The 19239-nt window shown below is 65.5% G+C and carries 15 protein-coding genes; 2 read left to right on the top strand and 13 right to left on the bottom strand.

The window, feature by feature from the left end; translation table 11 throughout:
• Positions 1-20: 20 nt before the first annotated feature.
• From J2S71_RS09980 to J2S71_RS09925, 12 genes are all read right to left on the bottom strand, one after another.
• On the bottom strand, positions 21-1106 hold the full coding sequence (locus tag J2S71_RS09980; RefSeq protein ID WP_307391417.1) for an ATP-binding protein: 1086 nt from the start codon (positions 1104-1106) through the stop codon (positions 21-23).
• 6 nt (positions 1107-1112) lie between these two features.
• Entirely contained in the window at positions 1113-2669 is a 1557-nt protein-coding gene (rny, locus tag J2S71_RS09975) for a ribonuclease Y (protein ID WP_307391414.1), read from the bottom strand.
• A 245-nt stretch (positions 2670-2914) separates the two neighbouring features.
• A complete protein-coding gene (locus J2S71_RS09970) occupies positions 2915-3607 on the bottom strand; it encodes a regulatory protein RecX (RefSeq protein ID WP_021726942.1) in 693 nt (230 codons plus the stop codon).
• 9 nt (positions 3608-3616) lie between these two features.
• The gene (recA, locus tag J2S71_RS09965; RefSeq protein WP_307391411.1) at positions 3617-4723 is read right to left on the bottom strand and encodes a recombinase RecA; all 1107 of its coding nucleotides are present in this window, start codon (positions 4721-4723) and stop codon (positions 3617-3619) included.
• Between the two features lie 218 nt (positions 4724-4941).
• Entirely contained in the window at positions 4942-5460 is a 519-nt protein-coding gene (locus tag J2S71_RS09960; RefSeq protein WP_307391410.1) for a CinA family protein, read from the bottom strand.
• The gene (gene pgsA / locus J2S71_RS09955; RefSeq protein ID WP_307391406.1) at positions 5453-6106 is read right to left on the bottom strand and encodes a CDP-diacylglycerol--glycerol-3-phosphate 3-phosphatidyltransferase; all 654 of its coding nucleotides are present in this window, start codon (positions 6104-6106) and stop codon (positions 5453-5455) included. The genes J2S71_RS09960 and pgsA overlap by 8 nt, the downstream gene beginning before the upstream one ends.
• On the bottom strand, positions 6106-7494 hold the full coding sequence (rimO, locus tag J2S71_RS09950; protein ID WP_307391401.1) for a 30S ribosomal protein S12 methylthiotransferase RimO: 1389 nt from the start codon (positions 7492-7494) through the stop codon (positions 6106-6108). The genes pgsA and rimO overlap by 1 nt, the downstream gene beginning before the upstream one ends.
• Positions 7460-7957 (bottom strand): YajQ family cyclic di-GMP-binding protein, encoded by a 498-nt coding sequence (locus J2S71_RS09945; RefSeq protein WP_307391398.1) that lies wholly within the window; start codon positions 7955-7957, stop codon positions 7460-7462. The genes rimO and J2S71_RS09945 overlap by 35 nt, the downstream gene beginning before the upstream one ends.
• 36 nt (positions 7958-7993) lie before the next feature.
• Positions 7994-9502 (bottom strand): helix-turn-helix domain-containing protein, encoded by a 1509-nt coding sequence (locus J2S71_RS09940; RefSeq protein WP_307391396.1) that lies wholly within the window; start codon positions 9500-9502, stop codon positions 7994-7996.
• A gap of 4 nt (positions 9503-9506) precedes the next feature.
• On the bottom strand, positions 9507-12035 hold the full coding sequence (locus J2S71_RS09935; protein WP_370873221.1) for an FtsK/SpoIIIE family DNA translocase: 2529 nt from the start codon (positions 12033-12035) through the stop codon (positions 9507-9509).
• A 6-nt stretch (positions 12036-12041) separates the two neighbouring features.
• Positions 12042-13703 (bottom strand): ribonuclease J, encoded by a 1662-nt coding sequence (locus J2S71_RS09930; RefSeq protein ID WP_307391390.1) that lies wholly within the window; start codon positions 13701-13703, stop codon positions 12042-12044.
• A 216-nt stretch (positions 13704-13919) separates the two neighbouring features.
• Positions 13920-15884 carry an oxidoreductase gene (locus J2S71_RS09925; protein WP_307391388.1) on the bottom strand — a complete coding sequence of 655 codons (1965 nt, stop codon included), beginning with the start codon at positions 15882-15884 and terminating at the stop codon, positions 13920-13922.
• 210 nt (positions 15885-16094) lie between these two features.
• Here J2S71_RS09925 and J2S71_RS09920 point away from each other — a divergent pair, with 210 nt between their 5' ends.
• The gene (locus J2S71_RS09920; RefSeq protein ID WP_307391385.1) at positions 16095-16664 is read left to right on the top strand and encodes a cysteine hydrolase family protein; all 570 of its coding nucleotides are present in this window, start codon (positions 16095-16097) and stop codon (positions 16662-16664) included.
• Positions 16665-16714: 50 nt separating this feature from the next.
• Positions 16715-16840: a hypothetical protein gene (locus J2S71_RS09915; protein WP_021726992.1), complete on the top strand. Its 126-nt coding sequence runs from the start codon at positions 16715-16717 to the stop codon at positions 16838-16840.
• Positions 16841-16960: 120 nt separating this feature from the next.
• Here the strand turns inward: J2S71_RS09915 and J2S71_RS09910 are convergent, their stop codons facing one another.
• Positions 16961-19180 (bottom strand): polyribonucleotide nucleotidyltransferase, encoded by a 2220-nt coding sequence (locus tag J2S71_RS09910; protein WP_307391382.1) that lies wholly within the window; start codon positions 19178-19180, stop codon positions 16961-16963.
• Positions 19181-19239: the final 59 nt, after the last annotated feature.

The following is a 19239-nucleotide window of genomic DNA, read 5'->3' as shown; positions in this document are numbered from 1 at the left end:
TGGTACAGCATATGGGAAAGTCAATCATCTTGAATGACGGAGAACGTGACCGTAATCTTGCCCGAACGCACACTCACCTGTGGCTCACGTTCCAAGCTGAGATAGTAGCGCTCCGCCAGCCTTGCAAAGTCCCGCTCCATCGCGCGGGAGAACTCGCCCAGGTCATCCTTGGAGACATGCAGGTGGCGCTGGTCACGCGCGAGGTTGACCGACGAGCGTGCGTGTCCTCGGCCAGAGGGTTCGTGCGTGCGGCAGGCAAGGACGTCGCGCAGGGGCCGTATCTGGCCCGAGAGTATGCGATGGGCCGTGCGCTCGCTTACCTCCAGGCCGATGGACGCGGCAATGGATAGCAGGTCGTACGCGTCCGAGGCGAGGGCGAAGCGCTCCACGCAGCCCAGGGTGCCGAAGTCATCCACGAAGAGCAGGCTCGTGGGATCGATGCGTCCCTGGGACACCTTGACCAGGGTCGCCACGATCTCTGCCGGGGAGCCCAGGTACACACGGCACTCCCCCCGCTCCTCGAGGGCAAACTCCACGCAGGTCCGGATGACGTTATGGGGGCCGTTCACGACATGTGGGACGCCCTCGTCATCACGTTCGATGATGGGCCAGCTGGACTGGTCGGCACGCTCGGAAAGGGCGCTCGTGTCGCTGAGCACCTGGATGGAGGATCCCTGGCCAGGGGCCGAGCACACCACGCGTGCCGAGAGCACGTTCTCGCGAACGGAGTAGAGGGCCATGCCGCGCCCATGGACGCCCCACCGGTCCGTGCGCAGGGCGTCGAGCTTGGAGGTCACACGCGCATCGAAGATGCGGTCCTGGAGGGCCGACGGGATGCCAGCGCCATCATCGATCACCGTGAGGGTGCGGATGCCCCCCTCACGCGAGGAAGACACGAAGATGCTGCGAGCCCCCGCGTCACGGGAGTTTCGCAGCATCTCGATGACGATGTCCTCCAGGTGGCGGATGTCCTGCTGGGCCTGGCGTCGCTCGGCCTCGGAGACCTTCAGGCGCACGTAGCCATCCCCCAGGTTCTCGTCCACCCTGAGCGCACGTTCCCCGCCCATGGCGGAGATGAACCCCTCGAGTGAGCCCGCCCCAGACATCGGAGGCTACTTGGCGATGTCGACGGCGCGGGACTCGCGGATGACCACGACGCGCACCTGGCCGGGATACTGCATCTCGTCCTCGATCTGCCTGGCGATGTCGTGCGCGAGCACGGTTGCCTGGGCATCGGAGATCCTCTCGGGCTGAACCATCACATGCAGCTCGCGACCGGCCTGCATGGCATAGGTGCGCTCGACGCCCTCATGGGCGTTCGAGATCTCCTCGAGCTTCTCGAGGCGCTTGATGTAGGTCTCGGCGCTCTCACGGCGCGCACCGGGACGTGCGGCAGAGATGGCGTCGGCGGCCTGCACGAGGACGTCGAGCACCGTGTTGGGCTCGACGTCCGCATGGTGCGCCTCGATGGCATGGACGATCTCGGACTTCTCGCCATACCGACGACAGAGGTCGGCGCCGATGACGGCATGTGGTCCCTCCACGTCACTGTCGATGGCCTTGCCGATGTCATGCAGGAGGCCGGCACGCTTGGCAGGCGCCTCGGGAAGCCCGAGCTCGGCGGCCATCATGGCGCAGAGCTGTGCCACCTGGATGGAGTGATTGAGCACGTTCTGGCCGAAGGACGTGCGGTAGCGAAGGCGACCCAAGGTCTTGACGACCTCGGGGTGCAGGTCGTGAATGCCGCATTCATAGGTGGCCTGCTCGCCAGCCTCCTGGATGCGCTCGCCCACGAGGGTCTCCGCCTTCTTGTACAGCTCCTCGATGCGCGCGGGATGGATGCGTCCGTCTGCGATGAGGTTCTCGAGGGCCACGCGTGCGGTCTCGCGGCGAACGGGGTCGAAGCTGGAGAGCACGACGGTCTCGGGCGTGTCGTCGATGACGAGCGAGACACCGGACACCTGCTCGAACGTGCGGATGTTGCGGCCCTCGCGACCGATGATGCGACCCTTGAGGTCATCGGATGGGATGTGCACGGAGGTCACCGTGATCTCGCCCGCCTGGTCGGAGGCACAGCGCTGGATGGCCGTGGACACGATCTCACGCGCCGTCTTATCAGCCTGGGCACGCATGCGCTGCTCGCTCTCTCGCAGGATCTGTGCCTCCTCGCGCACGGAGTCGGCGCGCACACGCTCGATGAACTCCCGGTGTGCCTCCTCCTTGGTGAGCGCTGCAATGCGCTCGAGCTCGGAGGTCTGCCTGGCATAGAGGCCATCGATCTCGCCCTTGCGCCTGTCTATCTGGCCCTGCATGCTGGAAAGCTGGTGCTCCTTGCGATCCAGCGCGTCATTGCGACGGTCGAGTGACTCCTCGCGCTGCATGACGCGCCTCTCGAGATCCTGAAGCTCCTGCTTGCGACGCTTCTCGTCCGCTTCGGAGCGCTGCTTGAGCTGAAGGATCTCCTCGCGGGCCTCCACGAGGGCGGTCTTCTTGGCGTTCTCCGCATCGCGCGCGGCGTCCGCCGCAATGCGCTTCGCCTCGCCCTGCGCATCGTCCAATGCCCGGTTTGCCTGCTGAACCTTTGAGTTGTTGCCGTTGGAGACAACGAGGTAGGCGATGAGCGCGCCTACCAGGAGTCCCACGACCCCGATGATGATGTAGATTGGCATGCTTACTCCTCAGATGCTTTGTCCATGTGTTCAGGAGACCGTCCCATGAGAGGCGGAACCCGTCATCCGAGACGCAGCCTGCTGCAAGTACCTGCGTATGAAGAGCTGGACGCAATGCTGACAGAATAGACAAACGCATGGCGCGCATGCGTGAGACGACTCGGAGAACATAGCCATCGTATGTGCTGGCTGGACTGCTGTCAAATCGCTGCGGCAGACGGTGCGCCGCAGGGGCCGGCAATGGGTCAGAGGGCACCTTCGTCTCTGAGCCGGGAGGCAACGGCATGGGCGACGTCGAGCGAGAAGCCGCGTGCGCCCAGGAAGCGCACGACCTTGGCATAGGGATCCCCGCCCGTAAAGCGGCGGTGCGCCGCCACCTCATAGGCGCGCTCGGCCTCCCCCTCATCGGGAAGGTAGGCATCGGGCCAGCCGGGAACATCGGCAGGCTCGATGCCCTTCTGTGCCAAGGCGCGCTCGATGCGGGAGCGCCCCCATCCGGCATATGCCTTAGAGCGGATGAAGACGTCGGCGTAGCGGGCGTCATTGACGATGCCCGCCTCGATCGCGCGGGCGATGCACGCCTCGACGGCGCCCTTCCAATAGCCGTCAGCCAAGAGCTTCTCCCTCAGCTCATGGCTTGAGTAGTCGCGCCTGTTTACGAGGCCCGCGATACGATCGCGTGCCTTGGCCTCCTGGAGCCGTCTGAGCATGGAGACCAGCTCGGTGCGCGATGTGGGGGCGAACTCCCCCGAACGCCGACGACCTCTGGCCGCCTTGCCAACGGACAACGGAACGGCAAGCTCCTCGATGGAGCCGTCGGCTGCCGTCACGGCGATGGTCGCACGAGGCTTTTGCCCTCCGAGGGAAGGGGTGCCCGCCCCTCGTTCGGGGAGCGAGACGCTCCATGCGAGCCCCGACTGATGGGCGGACGGCGCCATGCCGCGCGCCTACTCCGTGCGCTCGGGTTCTGGGGTGGCATCGCCATCGGCGACAGGCTCGCCCACACGCTCGTCACCCAATTCGAGACCGCAGGCGACGCGTACCTTGTGGTCGATCTCATCGCGAAGGTCGGGGTTGGTCGCCAAAAACTCCTTGACGGCCTCGCGCCCCTGACCCAGGCGTTCCTCTCCATAGGTGAACCAGGAGCCTGACTTGGTGACGATGTCGTAGTCCACTGCCATGTCGAGGATGGAACCCTCCTTGGAGATCCCCGTGCCATACATGATGTCGAACTCGGCCTGCTTGAAGGGAGGGGCGACCTTGTTCTTGACGACCTTGACCTTCACGCGGTTGCCGACGTTCTCGCCGTTCCTCTTGATGGAGTCTGTGCGGCGGATGTCCATGCGCACCGATGAGAAGAACTTGAGCGCGCGCCCACCGGGCGTGGTCTCGGGGTTGCCGAACATGACGCCAATCTTCTCGCGCAGCTGGTTGATGAAGATGCACGTGGTGTTTGACCTGGAGAGTGACCCCGCCAGCTTGCGGAGGGCCTGACTCATGAGGCGCGCCTGGAGACCAACGGTCGTGTCTCCAATCTCCCCCTCGATCTCCGCACGGGGAACGAGGGCGGCCACGGAGTCGATGACCACGACGTCTATGGCACCGGAGCGCACGAGCATGTCGCAAATCTCAAGTGCCTGCTCACCTGTATCGGGCTGAGAGATGAGCACCTCGTCGATGTCCACACCGATGCGTGCCGCATAGCCTGGGTCGAGTGCGTGCTCTGCGTCGATGAAGGCGACGACGCCACCCATGGCCTGCGCCTCGGCAAGGATCTCCAGGGAAAGTGTCGTCTTGCCCGATGACTCGGGGCCGTAGATCTCGACGATGCGGCCACGCGGGACGCCACCGATGCCCAGTGCGGCGTCGAGCGCCAACGAACCTGTGGGGATGGCCTCTATCTCCATCGTCGGACCACCGTCACCAAAGCGCATGATGGACCCCTTGCCGAACTTCTTCTCAATCTCTGATGTGGTGGCGGAGACCATCTTGTCGCGCTCTTCGCCATAGGTCTTCTCGTGAACCTCACGTGGGGTGCCCTTGCTACGTGCCATGCCGTCTCCTTGTCCTGGGATGCACAGACATCATATGCGAACAGTCGTTCGGTGTCAATCGAACGGCACAATGGTAGCAGCCGTCACTGGCGGCATGCTTGCCAAGAAATGCTGAAGCCTGCATGACAACGTCGCGCCTGACAATGGCGTCGGCAGGCACCTGCGCACAGCGACGGGGCGCGGCGGCTGCGCACGGAGGGGGCGGCCAAGCGGCAGGCCTAGGACTTCAACAACTCGTCACAAAGCAGGCCGAGCGCAACGTACACGGCCTTGCGCCTCACCGTGCCCCTGTCCCCCGAGAACACATGGCGTTCGCTCCGCTCGCCCCGGGAGGACGCCACGCCAAACCAGACCGTGCCAACGGGCTTGCCCGGCTCGGCACCCCCCGGTCCGGCAATGCCCGTGGTCGCGATGGCCACATCGGCCCTCAGCACCCTGCGGGCGCCGGCCGCCATCTGCTCGGCGCATTCGCGCGAGACGGCACCGATGGAGGGCTCGTCGAGGATGGCGCCTTCGACCCCCAGCACCTCGTGCTTGACGGAGATGGCATACGAGACGATGCCACCGCGTACGGCGAGCGAGCTGCCCGGAATGGCCGTGAGCGCACCGGACACGAGACCGCCCGTACATGATTCGGCGGTACCCACCGTGCGACCGTCGCGTGTCGCAGCGCTCACGACCCGTTGCGCCCGCGCAAGGACGTCCTCGTTGTTGCATGAGACATCACCCCTATCCATCGGTGTCCTCCTCGGAGGCAGACAGGTAGGGCCAGGCCTTCATGAAGTAGTCGACGCCCGACCAGGCAGTGAGGGCGACGGCAATCCACAGCAGCACCTGCGATACGCCCATCAATGCCCATGTGGCCGCCAGGATGCGGCCGTATGCCTCCGTGTAGAGGAGGCCGGGTGGGAAGGGGAATGCCCGGAGCGCATTGCCCAGCAGCAGGCCCGCGATGGATGCCATCGTGGTTGCCGTCTTCCACTTTCCAAGGTTGCTGGCGGCGATGACCTCGCCCGCAGATGCCGCCACCATACGCAGCCCCGACACCAGGAACTCGCGTGCCACGACGACGAGGATGACCACGGCACGCACCGAGCCAACCTGCAGGAGAAAGACGAGCGCCACCACCACGACGAGCTTGTCCGCGATGGGGTCAAGGAACTTGCCGAACACGGTGATCTCGTTGCGACTTCTTGCGAGATAGCCATCGAGCTTGTCCGTGAGGGACAGCAGGATGAAGAGGATTGCCGTCACGATCCAGAGGGCGCCCTGGCACGACCCCGGCGTCACGGCAAGCTCGGCGACGAGGAGCCATGCGGGAACGAGCGCCACGCGGGCGCAGGTCACGACATTGGCCAGCGTCCATATGCCCCTGTGAGCCATCAGCTGCCTCCTCCACCCTTGACGACCTCGCCAACGAGCTCATAGCAGAACGAATCGACCAGCCGCACCTTGAGCACGTCACCCACCGTAGCAGTGCCCTCCTCGATGTGTACGGCGCCGTCGCAGTCGGGTGCCTGGAACCAGGCGTGTCCAATCAGCTCGGTCCCCTCCTCGCCCTCCTCGACGCCATCGATGATGACATCGGTGACCTCGCCCACGTGCTTGGCGGTGGCGGCGAAGCCCAACTGCTCCGCGACGTCCAGGAGACGCTGTGCGCGATCGAGCTTGTCCCCCTCGCCCACCTGGCCGTCAAGGTGGGCGGCACGCGTGCCTTCCTCGCGGGAGTACGGGAAGACGGAGGTGTAGTCGAACTCCTCCTCCCGTACGAAGTCGAGTAGTCCCTCGAACTCCTCCTCCGTCTCGCCGGGAAAGCCCACGAGTCCCGTGGTCCTCAGCACCATGCCATCGATCTCGCGGCGCAAGCGGGCAAAGAGCGCACGCAGCTCGTCCTCGGAGCCAGACCGTCCCATGCGTGCGAGCATGCGCCCGGAGCAGTGCTGAATGGGGATGTCGATGTAGTCGAGTACCTCGGGCGTGTCCCGAATGACACTGATGAGGTCGTCTGTCATGCCATCGGGCTGGAGGTAGAGCACACGCACCCACCCCTGGTGGGGGCGCACGATCCCGGCCACCTGGCGCAGCAGCCACGCAAGGTTCGTCCCGTCGTCAAGGTCGCTGCCCCAGATGCCCGTGTCCTGCCCGATGAGGACCACCTCGCGCACGCCACCCTCCATGAGGGAGGCGACCTCGGCGAGGATCTCCGGCGCGGGGCGGGAGAGGTAGTGCCCGCGGATGTAGGGAATGGCACAGAACGTGCAGTAGCGGTCGCAGCCATCGGAGATCTTGACGTAGGCACTCGTGCCCTCCACGGTGCGCAGGCTCGTACTGCTTCCGATGCTGGTTCCCGCCACCTCCCGGCGGACGCGGTCAATCCCGAGCACGTCATCGACGACTCCCACGATGCCGTCCTCCTCGTCGGCGCGCACGAAGGCGGCGACCTCGGGAAGCTGATCGGGCAGCTCGGCACCGTAGCGCGAGGGCACGCAGCCACACATGATGATGGGCCGCGAGCGCACGCCGTCCTTCACGTCGTCCGCGAGCTCGAGTGTCGCCTCGATGGACTCCGAGGTGGCGGCGGCAAGGAAGGAGCAGGTGTTGATGAGCACGACGTCCGCATCCTCGACCTCTGTGACCTCGCCAAAGCCACCTTGCAACAGCAGGGCGCGCATGCGGTCGGTGTCCACCTCGTTCTTGGCACAGCCAAGCGTCACGAACAGGCAGGTGCCCAACGTGCTATCGGTAGTTGGCAAACTGGAGGGGCTGGCCATAGTCAGCGTTCCTTAGCATGGAGATGACCTGCTGGAGCATGTCGCGCGAGGGGGAGCTCACCCGGAGCTTGTCTCCCTCGATGGTTACCTTGCACTTGAGCTTGAGGGCGCGCACATCCTTGGAGAGGCGCCCTGCCGTCTCCTTGTCGATGCCTTGGACGAAGGTGCCCGACTGCCGTACCGAGGCGCCGGTCGCAGCCTCGACCCCGCCCCAGTCGAGTGCCGAGAGATCTATCTGGCGTCTGGCGAGCTTTGAGCCAAGCATGTCGCGCACCTGGCCACAGACGAACTCCGACGGCGCGCCTATCGTGAAGGTGGCGTCCCGCTTGGAGAAGCTGATGGTGGCACCGGTCTGCTTGAGGTCGTAGCGCTGCGAAAGCTCGCGTGCGGCCTGCTGATAGGCATTGTCAGCCTCCTGCAGGTCCACGACGGAGACGATGTCGAAGCTGGACTCTTTGGCCATGATGCGCCCTTCCTGGTAGGTGGTCGTGCGATGTGGCTAGCTCTTCTTGCCCGTGGCACCCGGCGAACCGGAGTTGGAGGTCGTGCCCTTGCCATTGGTCGAGCCACCCGTTGATGAGGACGAGGAGCTCCCCTTGCCGCTTGTGCCCGAGGACGAGCTGCCGTTCGATCCGCCGGAGCCACCAGAGCCTCCCGAGGTGCCCTTCGATGAGTCCGAGGAGGATCCCGTGCCGCTTCCCGAGCCGTCTGTGCTGGCAGGGGTGCCCTGGATGGTGATGGTGCCCAGCCCGGAGGCCTTTGTCTCGAAGCTCTGCGTCTCTCCGTTCTTGGAGACCGTGACCACGGAGACGTTGCTCACATGGATGGTGATGGACTGCGTGACGGTATAGCTCTGATCCCACGGACCCGTCACCTGCTGTGCCATGACGCTCTTGCCATCACACTTGATCTCCACCCACGAGACGCCGCCGCTGGCAACGGAGACCTCGACCTCCGTGGGTTCCGTGGAGGTCTGGTCGGTTGGGTCCGTGGCATCGCCCGTGGAGTCGGAGGGGTTCGAGGTGCTCTGCGTGCTCTGGCTGGATGACGTCTGTGCCGTTGTCTGCGTGGTGCTTACGACCGAGCTTCCGCGCGCGTCACGTTGCGCACCACTCGCGCAGGAGCTCACCGAGAATATGATGATGGCCGTGAGTATGGCCACGATGACGAAGGTGAGGATCACGAGACGGCGGGTCTCCCCACCCAGGATGCCTGAGGGGACCCTACGATTGCGCGGGTCAGACTGGCCTGCACGACCGCGGTTTGCCCCCGCACGCCGTCGCACCCTGGGCCTATCGACACGCACGATGTTGCGCGAGGAACGCCGGCCCGTGGCAGTGGATGCCGCCTCGTAGGGGCTGGCGGTGCCGTAGCGCAGGTCATCCTCGAAGTCGCTTGGGGTGACCTCACGGCGTGTGATGCGCCCGCCCGCGCTGGGCGCAAGTGGCACGTCGTTGCGGCGCGCACGCTCGGATCGCGTCTGGCGCGTGCGCGTGCGGCCATACTGGGAGGCCCTGCGCTGCTCTTGCTCGCGCGTGACGTCGCGTCCCGTGTAGCGCCGCTCGCCTGTGCGGGAGCGGCGGCGCGCCGCCTCGTAGACGCCCCCCTCCTCGCCCTTCACACGTGCGGGCGAGGTGGTCGCGTAGTCATCGAGGTCACCAGCATAGCCGCCCGACGTGGGGAGCAGGCCTCGGCTGCCCTGGTAACCCGTGGGACTTGCGGCAGCGCCACGGTCCCTGCGATTGCTGCGGCCAACCTCCCGTTCCCATGCATGCAGGTCGGACGAGAACTGCTGGGTGATCACGCGGGGGTTGAGTCCCAGGTAGCGCGCATACGAGGAAAGCATGCCCTGGGCATACCCGCTCTTGGGCATGTTGCCAAAGTCGCCATCCTCAAAGGCGATGAGCACCTGCTCCTTGAGCTTCAGCTGCTCGGCCGCCTGCACGACGGATAGGCCCAGCCTGCGGCGGCGGTCGACGAGCATCTCGCTAAAGCGTGGACGAGCCACAGGACTACACCTCCTGATACGTTGCCTCTTGTGCCCTCAGGTCCTCAAGCCCCTCCTTGTCGAGGAGCACCTCACGTGGCTTGGAGCCATCGGGTGGCCCGACGACGCCCTTGCTCTCGAGCATGTCCATGATACGACCCGCGCGAGCATAACCCACCTTGAGCCTGCGCTGAAGTCCCGAAGTCGACCCCAACTGAGACTCCACTACGATCTGCGCGGCCTCCCACACGAGAGGGTCGTCCGTCTCCTCGAAGTCGCCGCCAGGGGCGTCGCCTGCGCCCGGCTGACCAGGGACCACCTGGGTGAGGATCTCCTCATGGTAGTCCGGCTCCGCCTGACCGCGGATGAAGTCCACCACGCTGTTGATCTCACTGTCGGAGGTGTAGCAACCCAGCACGCGCTTGGGCGAGAGTCCGCGGTCCTTGAAGAGCATGTCACCGTTGCCCAGGAGGCGCTCGGCTCCGGTCTCGTCCAGGATGACGCGCGAGTCGATGCCCGAGGACACCTTGAGGGCCACCCTGCTGTCGATGTTGGACTTGATGAGGCCCGTGACCACGTTGGCCGAGGGGCGTTGCGTGGCGATGACCAGATGGATGCCGGCGGCGCGTGCCAGCTGCGCGATGCGCACGATGGAGGCCTCCACGTCCTTGCCCGCAACCATCATGAGGTCGGAGAGCTCGTCGATGATGACCACGAGGAAGGGCATGGGCTCGGGTGGGTTGTCCATCTCGGCGAGCTTGCCCGAGACGCACATCCTGTTGTAGCTCTTGATCTCGCGTGCGCCCACCTTGGCGAACACCTTGAGCCGGCGTTCCATCTCTGAGACCGCCCACGCTAGGGCGCTCGCCGCCTGGCGTGGCTCGGTGACCACAGGCACATACAGGTGGGGCAGGCCGTTATAGGCCGAGAACTCCACGCGCTTGGGGTCTATCATGATGAGGCGCACCTGCTTGGGCGTGGTGCGCATGAGCAGAGACATGATCATGGAGTTGATCATGACCGACTTGCCCGATCCGGTCGTACCGGCCACGAGCATGTGCGGCATCTTGGAGATGTCCGCGATGACGGGCTTGCCCGCAGAGTCACGGCCGATGGCCACCTCAAGGGGACCTCCCTTGGCATAGGGCAGAACGTCGCCTAGGTGCACGTTCTGGCGCGTCCTGTTGGGGATCTCGATGCCCACGTAGGAGGTTCCGGGGATGGGTGCGAAGATGCGCACCTTCTCGGCGGCCAGGGTGAGCGCGATGTCATCCTCGAGGTTGCGGATCTTGTTGACCCGCTCCCCCTCCCCCATCTCGATGCGGAAGGTGGTCACGAGCGGCCCCGAGACGTAGTCCACCACACGGCTCCTGAGGCCAAACTCCTCGAGCGTGCCCTGCAGGCGCATCCTGGTGGTGTCAAGCTCCTCGCGTGAGCTGGCACTTGCCGCGCTGTTGGGGTTGGACGAGAGCATGGAGAAGGACGGGAGCCCATAGCCGTCCGTCTCGTCGCCGGGGCGGGGCACGGTCTGCGCCCGCGCGACCTTCGTCTCGCAGGCTGCGGACATGCCTGTGCTGGGGCCTGTCGTGCGCTTGGTGCCACGACGGCGCCTCGTCTTGCCGACCACTGCGTCCTGCAGGAAGTCGGGCACGTTGGCATGGGGCTCCGCCTCGGCCGCAGGGGCCTGGGCCGTCTCGGATGCTGCCGGCTCCGCGACGTCCACGTCAAGGTCGGGATGACGCCTGCGCTTCAGCAGGTGCGTGGGCGCGGCCTGCTCGTCCATACCATCCGCCGTGGCAGCCGCGTCGCGATTGCGCCTCAGCACGGTCGTCGTGCGGTTGCCTAGGAAGGACATCTTCTGAGCCGTGGCCCCATCCCCCTCAAAGGGTACCTCAGCGGCATCGGCACCAGCGGGCTCGGATGCCGTCATCGAGCGTAACCCCTCCCGTCGCGCCCGGGCGTCCTCGTGGGCGTCGCGCACGGTGCGCAGGGCATCACGCAGGTGCGTGACCATATCGGAGACGGAGAAGCCACATACCACGATGCCGGCGACGACCACGCCCACCAGGATGACGTTGCCCACGATGCGGCCGACGGAGACCAGCAGGCCCCATGCGATGGCACCGCCCACATACCCGCCGCGCGCGACGACGGTCTCCGGCACCAGCACCGCATCCGGATGGGCATCGGCAAGGGACATGTTGATGGAAAGGATGCCCAGGATGGCAAGGACTATAAGCACGAGCCCAAGGGCGATCCTGCCCGAGATGGGGCCGTCATCATCCACGAAGAACGTCGCCGCAACGACGATGAGGGCGATGGGACAGAGGATGGCCCCCACGCCAAAGCAGAGTTCGAGGAACTGACCCATGGCCCGTGTGACCACCGCGCTCGAGGGGGCGACGACGGACACGATCATGGCTATGGAGGCGACTATGAGCCCCACGCCAACGAGGTCGCCCACCACCGTCCCCCTGATGGGAGTGGGCTCCGGCGAAGCCTGCCTCCTTGGCTTTCCCTGTTGTGCTGCGTTTGTTCTGCGTTGTGCGGCCATGCGTCGCTAGACCTCCATGACGACCGGTATGACCATGGGACGGGTGTGGGTCTTGCTCCACAGGAAGTTGGTGAGGGAATTGCGCACGTTCTTGCGCAGGGTGTCTGTGTTTGCGCCGCCCTTCTGGGAGCTCTGGGAGACGGTGCGCCTCACGAGATCCTGGGCATCCTCGACAAGCCCGTCCGAGGAAAACGAGACGCCCCTCATGGAAAGCTCCACATCGACGACCTTGCCACCGCGACTGGAGACCGTGGCAACGCAGGTGACGATGCCGTCGCTCGCTAGCTTCTGACGGTCGCGGAAGACCACGGGGTCGCCGTCGGTGACGGAGAGGCCGTCCACGTACACGACGCCGGACTCCACCGGATCGCCCCACTTGACCGTGCCGCCACGCATCTCGAGCGCATCGCCATTGTCCGCGATGAAGATGCGGCCGCGCGGGATGCCCATCTGCTCGCCCAGCGTGGCGTGGGCACGCAGGTGCACGGCCTCGCCGTGCACCGGCATGAAGTAGTGTGGGCGCGTCATAGCCAGCATGAGCTTGAGCTCCTCCTGGCTGCCATGACCTGAGACATGCACCAGCGTGCTCGACTTGTCGAACACCGTGCAGCCAATCTTGGAAAGGGCGTTGATGATGTTCTGGACGCTCTTCTCATTGCCGGGAACGGGCGTGGCGGAGATGATGACCGTGTCAGAGGACGTGATGGTGAGCGAGCGATGGTCGCCGGTGGCCATGCGCGCAAGGGCGCTCATGGGCTCACCCTGGCTGCCCGTGCAGAGCACCACGATCTTGTTGTCGGGAATGTCCTGCACGTCGAAGGCGTCGATGATGTCATCCTGGGAGATCTTGAGATAGCCCAGGTCGCGTGCGACCTTGGTGTTGTTGACCATGGAGCGGCCCGTGACGACCACCTTGCGACCCACCGCGCAGGCGGCATCGCACACCTGCTGGAGTCGGTGGATGTGACTCGAGAACGAGGCCACGAACACGCGCCCCGTGGCGTTCTTGATGATGTGCCTGAGCGATGGGCCCACGGCGGCCTCGGAGGGCGTGAAGCCCGGACGCGTGGCGTTGGTGGAGTCAGAGAGCAGAAGGTCGATGCCCATGGTGGAGAAGCGCGAGATGGCCTGATAGTTGGGCGTCACGCCATCGATGGGCGTCTGGTCGAGCTTGAAGTCGCCCGTATGCATGACGGACCCTGCGGGCGTGCGCATGTAGATGCCAAGCGCCGCCGGGATGGAGTGCGTCATCGAGAAGAAGTCGATGCTGAAGGAGCCCAGGTTGAGATGGGTGCCGTTCTGCACCTCACGGAACCTGGGCGCATTGATCCTGAACTCGGAGAGCTTGTTCTCGATGAAGCCCAGCGTGAGCTTGCTGGAGTAGACGGGCACCTTGCGCGTGAGGTCCGCGAGCAGGTACGGAAGGGCGCCGATGTGGTCCTCGTGACCGTGGGTGATGAGGATGCCCCTCAGCTTCTGCTCGTTCTCGAGGACGTAGGTGTAGTCGGGCAGGACGAGGTCGATGCCCGGTTGGTCGTCATCGGGGAACATGAGTCCCGCGTCGATGAGGATCATGTCGTTCCCGTACTCGAAGGCCGTCATGTTCTTGCCAATGCCGTCGAGTCCGCCCAGAGGAATGATCCTCAGGGGAGTGTTGCCTTTTGCCATGTGAGCCGTGGTTCCTTTCTGAGTGCGATAAAGCCGCCATGCTATCCACTTGTTCGGCCCTCAAGGGTGCCGATGCCGTTTCTGGTTCCCTTAATCCAGTCCATTGTAGCCTTGGTGCCGCTGGTCACAAAGCTCTGCCATGGTCTTATGCAATGTCTCCAAGAGGGGCCTCGCACACGGCGAGGCCCCTCGCCCGTCTCATGCCAGCGTGAGAGGCTACCCCAGGAGCGCCCGCGCCACATCGTAGCCCGTGCGCGTCGCCTCCTGAATCCTCCCCACACCCGTGGCATCCCCCGCCTCGGCGATGGCGATGCCGCTCTCGCGCAACCATGACGGGACGGGCATCGGCTCCGTGCCCAGCGAGAGCACCAGGTGGTCGAAGGTGGCCGTCAGGGTCGTCCCGTCCGCCCTCTCGAACGCCGCGGACCCGTCCGAGACGGACGTCAGCCGGGTGTCCGTGAACATCCTGGCGTCCGTCTGGCCCAGCCGCCCCATGATGTCGATCCTGTTCTGGAAGAAGAGGTCCGGGCCGATCTCGTCGAGCATCTCGTAGAGCTCCACGTGATTGCCCTGGGCAGCGAGCATCTCGGCGCATTCGATGCCCGTCATGCCGGACCCCACCACGCAGACGCGCTCGCCCGAGATGGCGGGGTCAGCCATGATGGCCTCCGGTGGCGTGAGGACGCGGGGGTCATCGAGCCCCTCGATGGACGCGGGCCTGATGGGCTCGGAGCCTGCCGCCCACACGACGGCCCGGGGCGCCAGCTCTGCGAGTGCGGTCTCGTCGAACGCCGTGCTGGTGCGAACCTCCACGTCCCACCTGGCAAGCTGGGACTGGTAGTACCGGACGAGCCAGCCGAGGCGCCACTTCTTGGGCGGGCGCTCGGCCAGCACGAGCTGGCCCCCGACCTGGGAGTCCCTCTCGAAGACGACCGGCCTGTAGCCCCGTTGCGCCAGCACGATCGCCGCGACGAGCCCTGCGGGGCCGGAGCCCACCACCGCCACGGGACTGCCGTCCCCATCCCGCTCGATGGGGGCAAGGTCGCATTCGCGCCCGGCCTCGGGGTTCACGGAGCAGACCATGGGCGTGTAGGGGTCCTCGTGCGCGGCCATGAGGCTCTCGATGCAGCGCATGCAGCTGATGCAGGGGCGGATCTCGTCCGCCCTGCCAGCGCGCACCTTGTTCGACCAGTCGGGGTCCGCAAAGAACTGGCGGGCGGATCCCACCAGGGCCACGCCCCCCTCGATGAGGTCCATGGCCGTCTCGGGATGGCGCACCACCGAACAGGCGATGACGGGGATGCCGACCGCGGCCGCGATGGTCCTGCCGTTGACGGACTTCCAGCCCTCGTCAAAGCCGACGGGCTCCCACGCCCAATTCATGGTCTCGTAGTTGCCCGCGGAGATGTCGAGGGCATCGGCACCCCAGACCTCGAACAGCCTGCAGTACTCCACGGCGAGTGGCAGGGTGATGCCGTCGTCGATGCCCACCATGCGCAGGTACTCGTCAGCCGTGAGGCGTACCAGTATGGGGAAGTCGGGACTCGTCCGCTCGCGGATGCCCCGGATGATGCGCCGCACGATCTCCGCACGGCCTTCGGGAGAGCCCCCGAACTCGTCATCGCGGTGGTTCGTGTAGGGCGAGAGGAACTGGCAGAGCAGGTAGCCATGGGCGCAGTGCAGCTCCACGGCATCGAAGCCGGCCTTCTGGGCGCGGACGCCTGCGGCGATGAAGGCATCGATGACCTCGAGCACCTCGTCGTGCGTGAGGGCGCGTGTGAGCGCATGCGTGAGCTTCGACTCCTGGCCCGAGGGGCTCGCCAGGATACCGTCGGGAGCGAGGGCAGGCGTGCCCTGGCAGCCGGGATGGTAGATCTCCAGGCCAAACTTGGCGCCCGTTCCGTGAACCACATCCACCATGGCCTTGAAGCTGGGGATCTTGTCATCCGCGTCCAAAAGGAGGTTGCGGGCGTCACCACGCCCCGCCCCATCCATCACGGAGCAGATCTCCGTGAGCACGAGGCCGCAGCCACCTTGGCCACGGCGGGCATAGAAGGCCGCGTCGCGCGCGCTGGCGTTGCCGTCCAGCTCCGCATAGTAGTTGCCCATGGGCTCGAAGACCACGCGGTTGGGCACCACCATCCCGTTGATGGTCACCGGCTCGAACAGCCTATCGAACATGCCATCCCCTCTCCATGCACTCTATTTTCCCCTGCGCCCAAGATAGGCTCTCGAGGGGTAGGGGGACAACGGGAAAGCGGCGGATGGACGTACGTCCCGGGCGGCGGACACGCCGTTTGTGAGCAGCTGCTTTCGGCTTGTGACAGCAGAGGCGGCGAGCGGTAGGATGGTCTCATCCGAACCCCGATGCCCTGCGCAAGGAGGCCACCCATGAGGCTGGACAAGGCACGGACCGCTCTCCTCGTCATAGACGTCCTGGTCACCAAGGGCGAGGACACGCTCTATACCCAAGACCCCGCCGAGCAGGGGCTCGTGGGGGCATCCGTGAGGGTCGTGGACGCCGCGCGCGCGGTGGGGTTGCCCGTCATCTTCTGCTGCGACCAGCACATCCCCGGACTCGACCGTGAGCTTGACCTGTGGGGAGACCATGGCATCAAGGGCCTGGCCATCCCCAACCCGGCACTGCGGGCGGGGTCGGGCGAGAGGGACTTCATCATCCCCAAGCGCCGCTACTCGGGGTTCTTCCAGACGGACCTCGACCTCACCCTGCGCGAGCTGGGCGTGGACACGCTCATAGCCGTTGGCGAGGACACCAACATCTGTGTGCTGCACACCCTGGCGGATGCCTACTTCCTGGGCTATGGGACCATCGTGGTGGAGGATGCCACGCGCACCTTCCTGTGCGGCACGCAGGAGGCGGGCATCGAGCACTGCCGGCGGTGCTTTGGGTCCACCATCACGACGACCGAGGAGCTGGTGACAGCGCTCGCACAGGCGTGAGCGGACGGTAATGTCCCGGATGTATGGCGTCCACTAGACGAGGAGCAATCATGGCCTTTGATCCCTATGTGGTGTTCATCCAAGCAATGGCCTATGTGAAGGAGCTTTTGGGGCTGGCACTGATGATGCTGGGGTGCATCGCGCTGGTGAAGTACCTACGCACGCCTCATACGTAAGAGATCTTCTGCGGCAACATACGGTATGTGGTGCACACACAGGACCACCAACATGGCGGGCGGCCCTGCTTTTCACCTCTGGTATTTGCACTGAGGCAGAACTGGCTGCGACACCGAGGCCTATCCCTCGTGGTGACGACGGGGCTGGCGGCCGGAGCCGTTGCCCGTGCCCCTGTCGCCCGGATGACGATGCCCACGCGCGTGGCGCGTACCGTTGTGCTCGTGGGACGCGCCGGGACCGGCGGGAGCCTCGGGCTTGTCGAGACGATCCAGGCTCACCTTGCCCTTCTCGTCCACCTCGATGACCTTGACCTTGACCTCGTCACCGATGTTGAGGACGTTCTCGACCTTCTCCACGCGACCCTTGGCGACGCGGGAGATGTGCAGCAGGCCGTCCTTGCCCGGCAGTAGCTCGACGAAGGCACCGAAGGGCTGGATGTTGACCACGCGACCAGTGTACTCCTCGCCCATCTCGGGCACCTTGACGATGGCCTTGATGCGCTCGGCGGCCTCCGTACCCGCGCCACCGGTGCCGGCGATGAAGACGGTGCCGTCCTCCTGGATGTCGATCGTGGCGCCCGTGTCGTCCTGGATGCCACGGATGACCTTGCCGCCGGAGCCGATGACGTCGCGGATCTTGTCCGTGGGGATGGAGAGGCTGATGATGGAGGGCGCCGTCTCCTTGGTGGACGTGCGCGGCGCGGGAATCTCGTCGAGCATGGCGTCGAGGATGAGCATGCGGCCCTCGTGCGCCTGTTGGAGTGCCTGCCTCAGGATCTCGGGCGTGAGGCCGGTGGCCTTGTTGTCCATCTGCATGGCCGTGATGCCCTTGGTGGTGCCACACACCTTGAAGTCCATGTCACCCAGGAAGTCCTCGAGGCCCTGGATGTCGGTGAGGACCACCGTCTTGCCCTCCTCTTGGATGAGGCCCATGGCCACACCGGAGACGGGGCGCCTGAGCGGCACGCCCGCGTCCATGAGGGCGAGCGTCGAGCCGCAGGTGGATGCCATCGAGGAGGAGCCGTTGGACTCCATGACCTCGGAGACCACGCGGATGGTGTAGGGAAACTCGTCCTCGGAGGGGATCACGGGCAGCAGTGCCCGTTCGGCCAGGTTGCCGTGACCGATCTCGCGGCGCTTGGGGCTGCCCATGCGACCCGTCTCGCCGGTGCAGAACGGCGGGAAGTTGTAGTGGTGGATGTAGCGCTTGCCGTCGACCGGCTCGATGGTGTCAAGACGCTGCCACTCGTTGAGCATGCCGAGGGTGGCCACGGAGAGCACCTGGGTCTGACCACGCTGGAAGAGGCCGGAGCCATGCACGAGCGGCAGGTAGTTGGGCTTCACCATGAGCGGGCGCACCTCGGTGGCGGAGCGTCCGTCCACGCGCTCGCCGGTCTCCACGACCATCGTGCGCATGGCGTGCTTCTCGAGGCTCTTGAGCTCCACGGGGATGGCGCGGCCCCACTCGACCTGCTCCTCCTCGGAGAACTCGGCCCGGATGGCCTCCTTCAGGTCCTCGACCCTGCCCATGCGGGAGAGCTTGTCTGCGTCCTTGAGGGCGGCGCTCATCTCCTCGAAGTGCGCCCATACGCGCTCATGCACCTCGGGCACGGGCTGGTCAAGCTCGTAGTGCCGCTGGACGATGGGGCCGCCCACCTCCTCTACCTTGGCAAAGAACCTCTTCTCCTCCTTGCAGAAGGCCGCGATGGCCTCCTGGCCAAAGGCCATGGCGGCCAGCATGTCCTCCTCGGAGATCTCCTGGGCGCCCGCCTCGAGCATGGAGATGAAGGTGGCTGAGCCCGCGAGCTCGAGGTCGAGGTCGGACGCATCGCGCTCCTCATAGGTGGGGTTCACGACGAACTCGCCGGTCTCGACGTTGCGACCGATGCGCACGCCGGCCAGCGGACCCTCGAAGGGCACGCCACCCACCGTGAGCGCCGCGGAGGCGCCCATGATGGAGATGGTGTCGACGGAGTTCACCTGATCGGCCACGAGTGGCATGGCCACGATCTGGACCTCGTTGCGAAAGCCGTCCGGGAAGGACGGGCGGATGGGGCGATCGATCATGCGGGCCGTGAGGGTGGCCTTCTCGGAGGGACGGGCCTCGCGCTTGAGGTAGCCGCCGGGGATGCGGCCCACGGCGTACATCTTCTCGATGAAGTCAACGGTGAGCGGGAAGAAGTCGTAGTTCTTGCGCTCCTTGGAGACCACCACGGTCACGTTGACCGTAGAGTCGCCGCAGGACACCAGGCACTCTCCGGTAGCCTGCTTTGCGAGCTCGCCTGTGGTGAGGGCATAGTGCTTGCCATAGAGGTCGAACTCGTGCGTAACCTTTGCCATTTCTTTTCCTCTGCTATCTCCGCCTGCCCCATTGCAGGCGGGCCGTCATGAAAGAGGAG

Origin of the sequence: Olsenella profusa DSM 13989 (assembly GCF_030811115.1) — a bacterium.
Lineage (GTDB): Bacteria > Actinomycetota > Coriobacteriia > Coriobacteriales > Atopobiaceae > Olsenella_F > Olsenella_F profusa.
The sequence above is the reverse complement of the archived record's forward strand: the minus strand, read 5'-3'. Positions and strand labels throughout refer to the sequence as shown.

What these genes read in the sequence shown, in the direction of transcription:
- J2S71_RS09980 (WP_307391417.1), bottom strand. Translation starts at nt 1,106, where the DNA reads ATGTCTGGGGCGGGCTCACTCGAGGGGTTCATCTCCGCCATGGGCGGG.
- rny (WP_307391414.1), bottom strand. Translation starts at nt 2,669, where the DNA reads ATGCCAATCTACATCATCATCGGGGTCGTGGGACTCCTGGTAGGCGCG.
- J2S71_RS09970 (WP_021726942.1), bottom strand. Translation starts at nt 3,607, where the DNA reads ATGGCGCCGTCCGCCCATCAGTCGGGGCTCGCATGGAGCGTCTCGCTC.
- recA (WP_307391411.1), bottom strand. Translation starts at nt 4,723, where the DNA reads ATGGCACGTAGCAAGGGCACCCCACGTGAGGTTCACGAGAAGACCTAT.
- J2S71_RS09960 (WP_307391410.1), bottom strand. Translation starts at nt 5,460, where the DNA reads ATGGATAGGGGTGATGTCTCATGCAACAACGAGGACGTCCTTGCGCGG.
- pgsA (WP_307391406.1), bottom strand. Translation starts at nt 6,106, where the DNA reads ATGGCTCACAGGGGCATATGGACGCTGGCCAATGTCGTGACCTGCGCC.
- rimO (WP_307391401.1), bottom strand. Translation starts at nt 7,494, where the DNA reads ATGGCCAGCCCCTCCAGTTTGCCAACTACCGATAGCACGTTGGGCACC.
- J2S71_RS09945 (WP_307391398.1), bottom strand. Translation starts at nt 7,957, where the DNA reads ATGGCCAAAGAGTCCAGCTTCGACATCGTCTCCGTCGTGGACCTGCAG.
- J2S71_RS09935 (WP_370873221.1), bottom strand. Translation starts at nt 12,035, where the DNA reads ATGGCCGCACAACGCAGAACAAACGCAGCACAACAGGGAAAGCCAAGG.
- J2S71_RS09930 (WP_307391390.1), bottom strand. Translation starts at nt 13,703, where the DNA reads ATGGCAAAAGGCAACACTCCCCTGAGGATCATTCCTCTGGGCGGACTC.
- J2S71_RS09925 (WP_307391388.1), bottom strand. Translation starts at nt 15,884, where the DNA reads ATGTTCGATAGGCTGTTCGAGCCGGTGACCATCAACGGGATGGTGGTG.
- J2S71_RS09920 (WP_307391385.1), top strand. Translation starts at nt 16,095, where the DNA reads ATGAGGCTGGACAAGGCACGGACCGCTCTCCTCGTCATAGACGTCCTG.
- J2S71_RS09915 (WP_021726992.1), top strand. Translation starts at nt 16,715, where the DNA reads ATGGCCTTTGATCCCTATGTGGTGTTCATCCAAGCAATGGCCTATGTG.
- J2S71_RS09910 (WP_307391382.1), bottom strand. Translation starts at nt 19,180, where the DNA reads ATGGCAAAGGTTACGCACGAGTTCGACCTCTATGGCAAGCACTATGCC.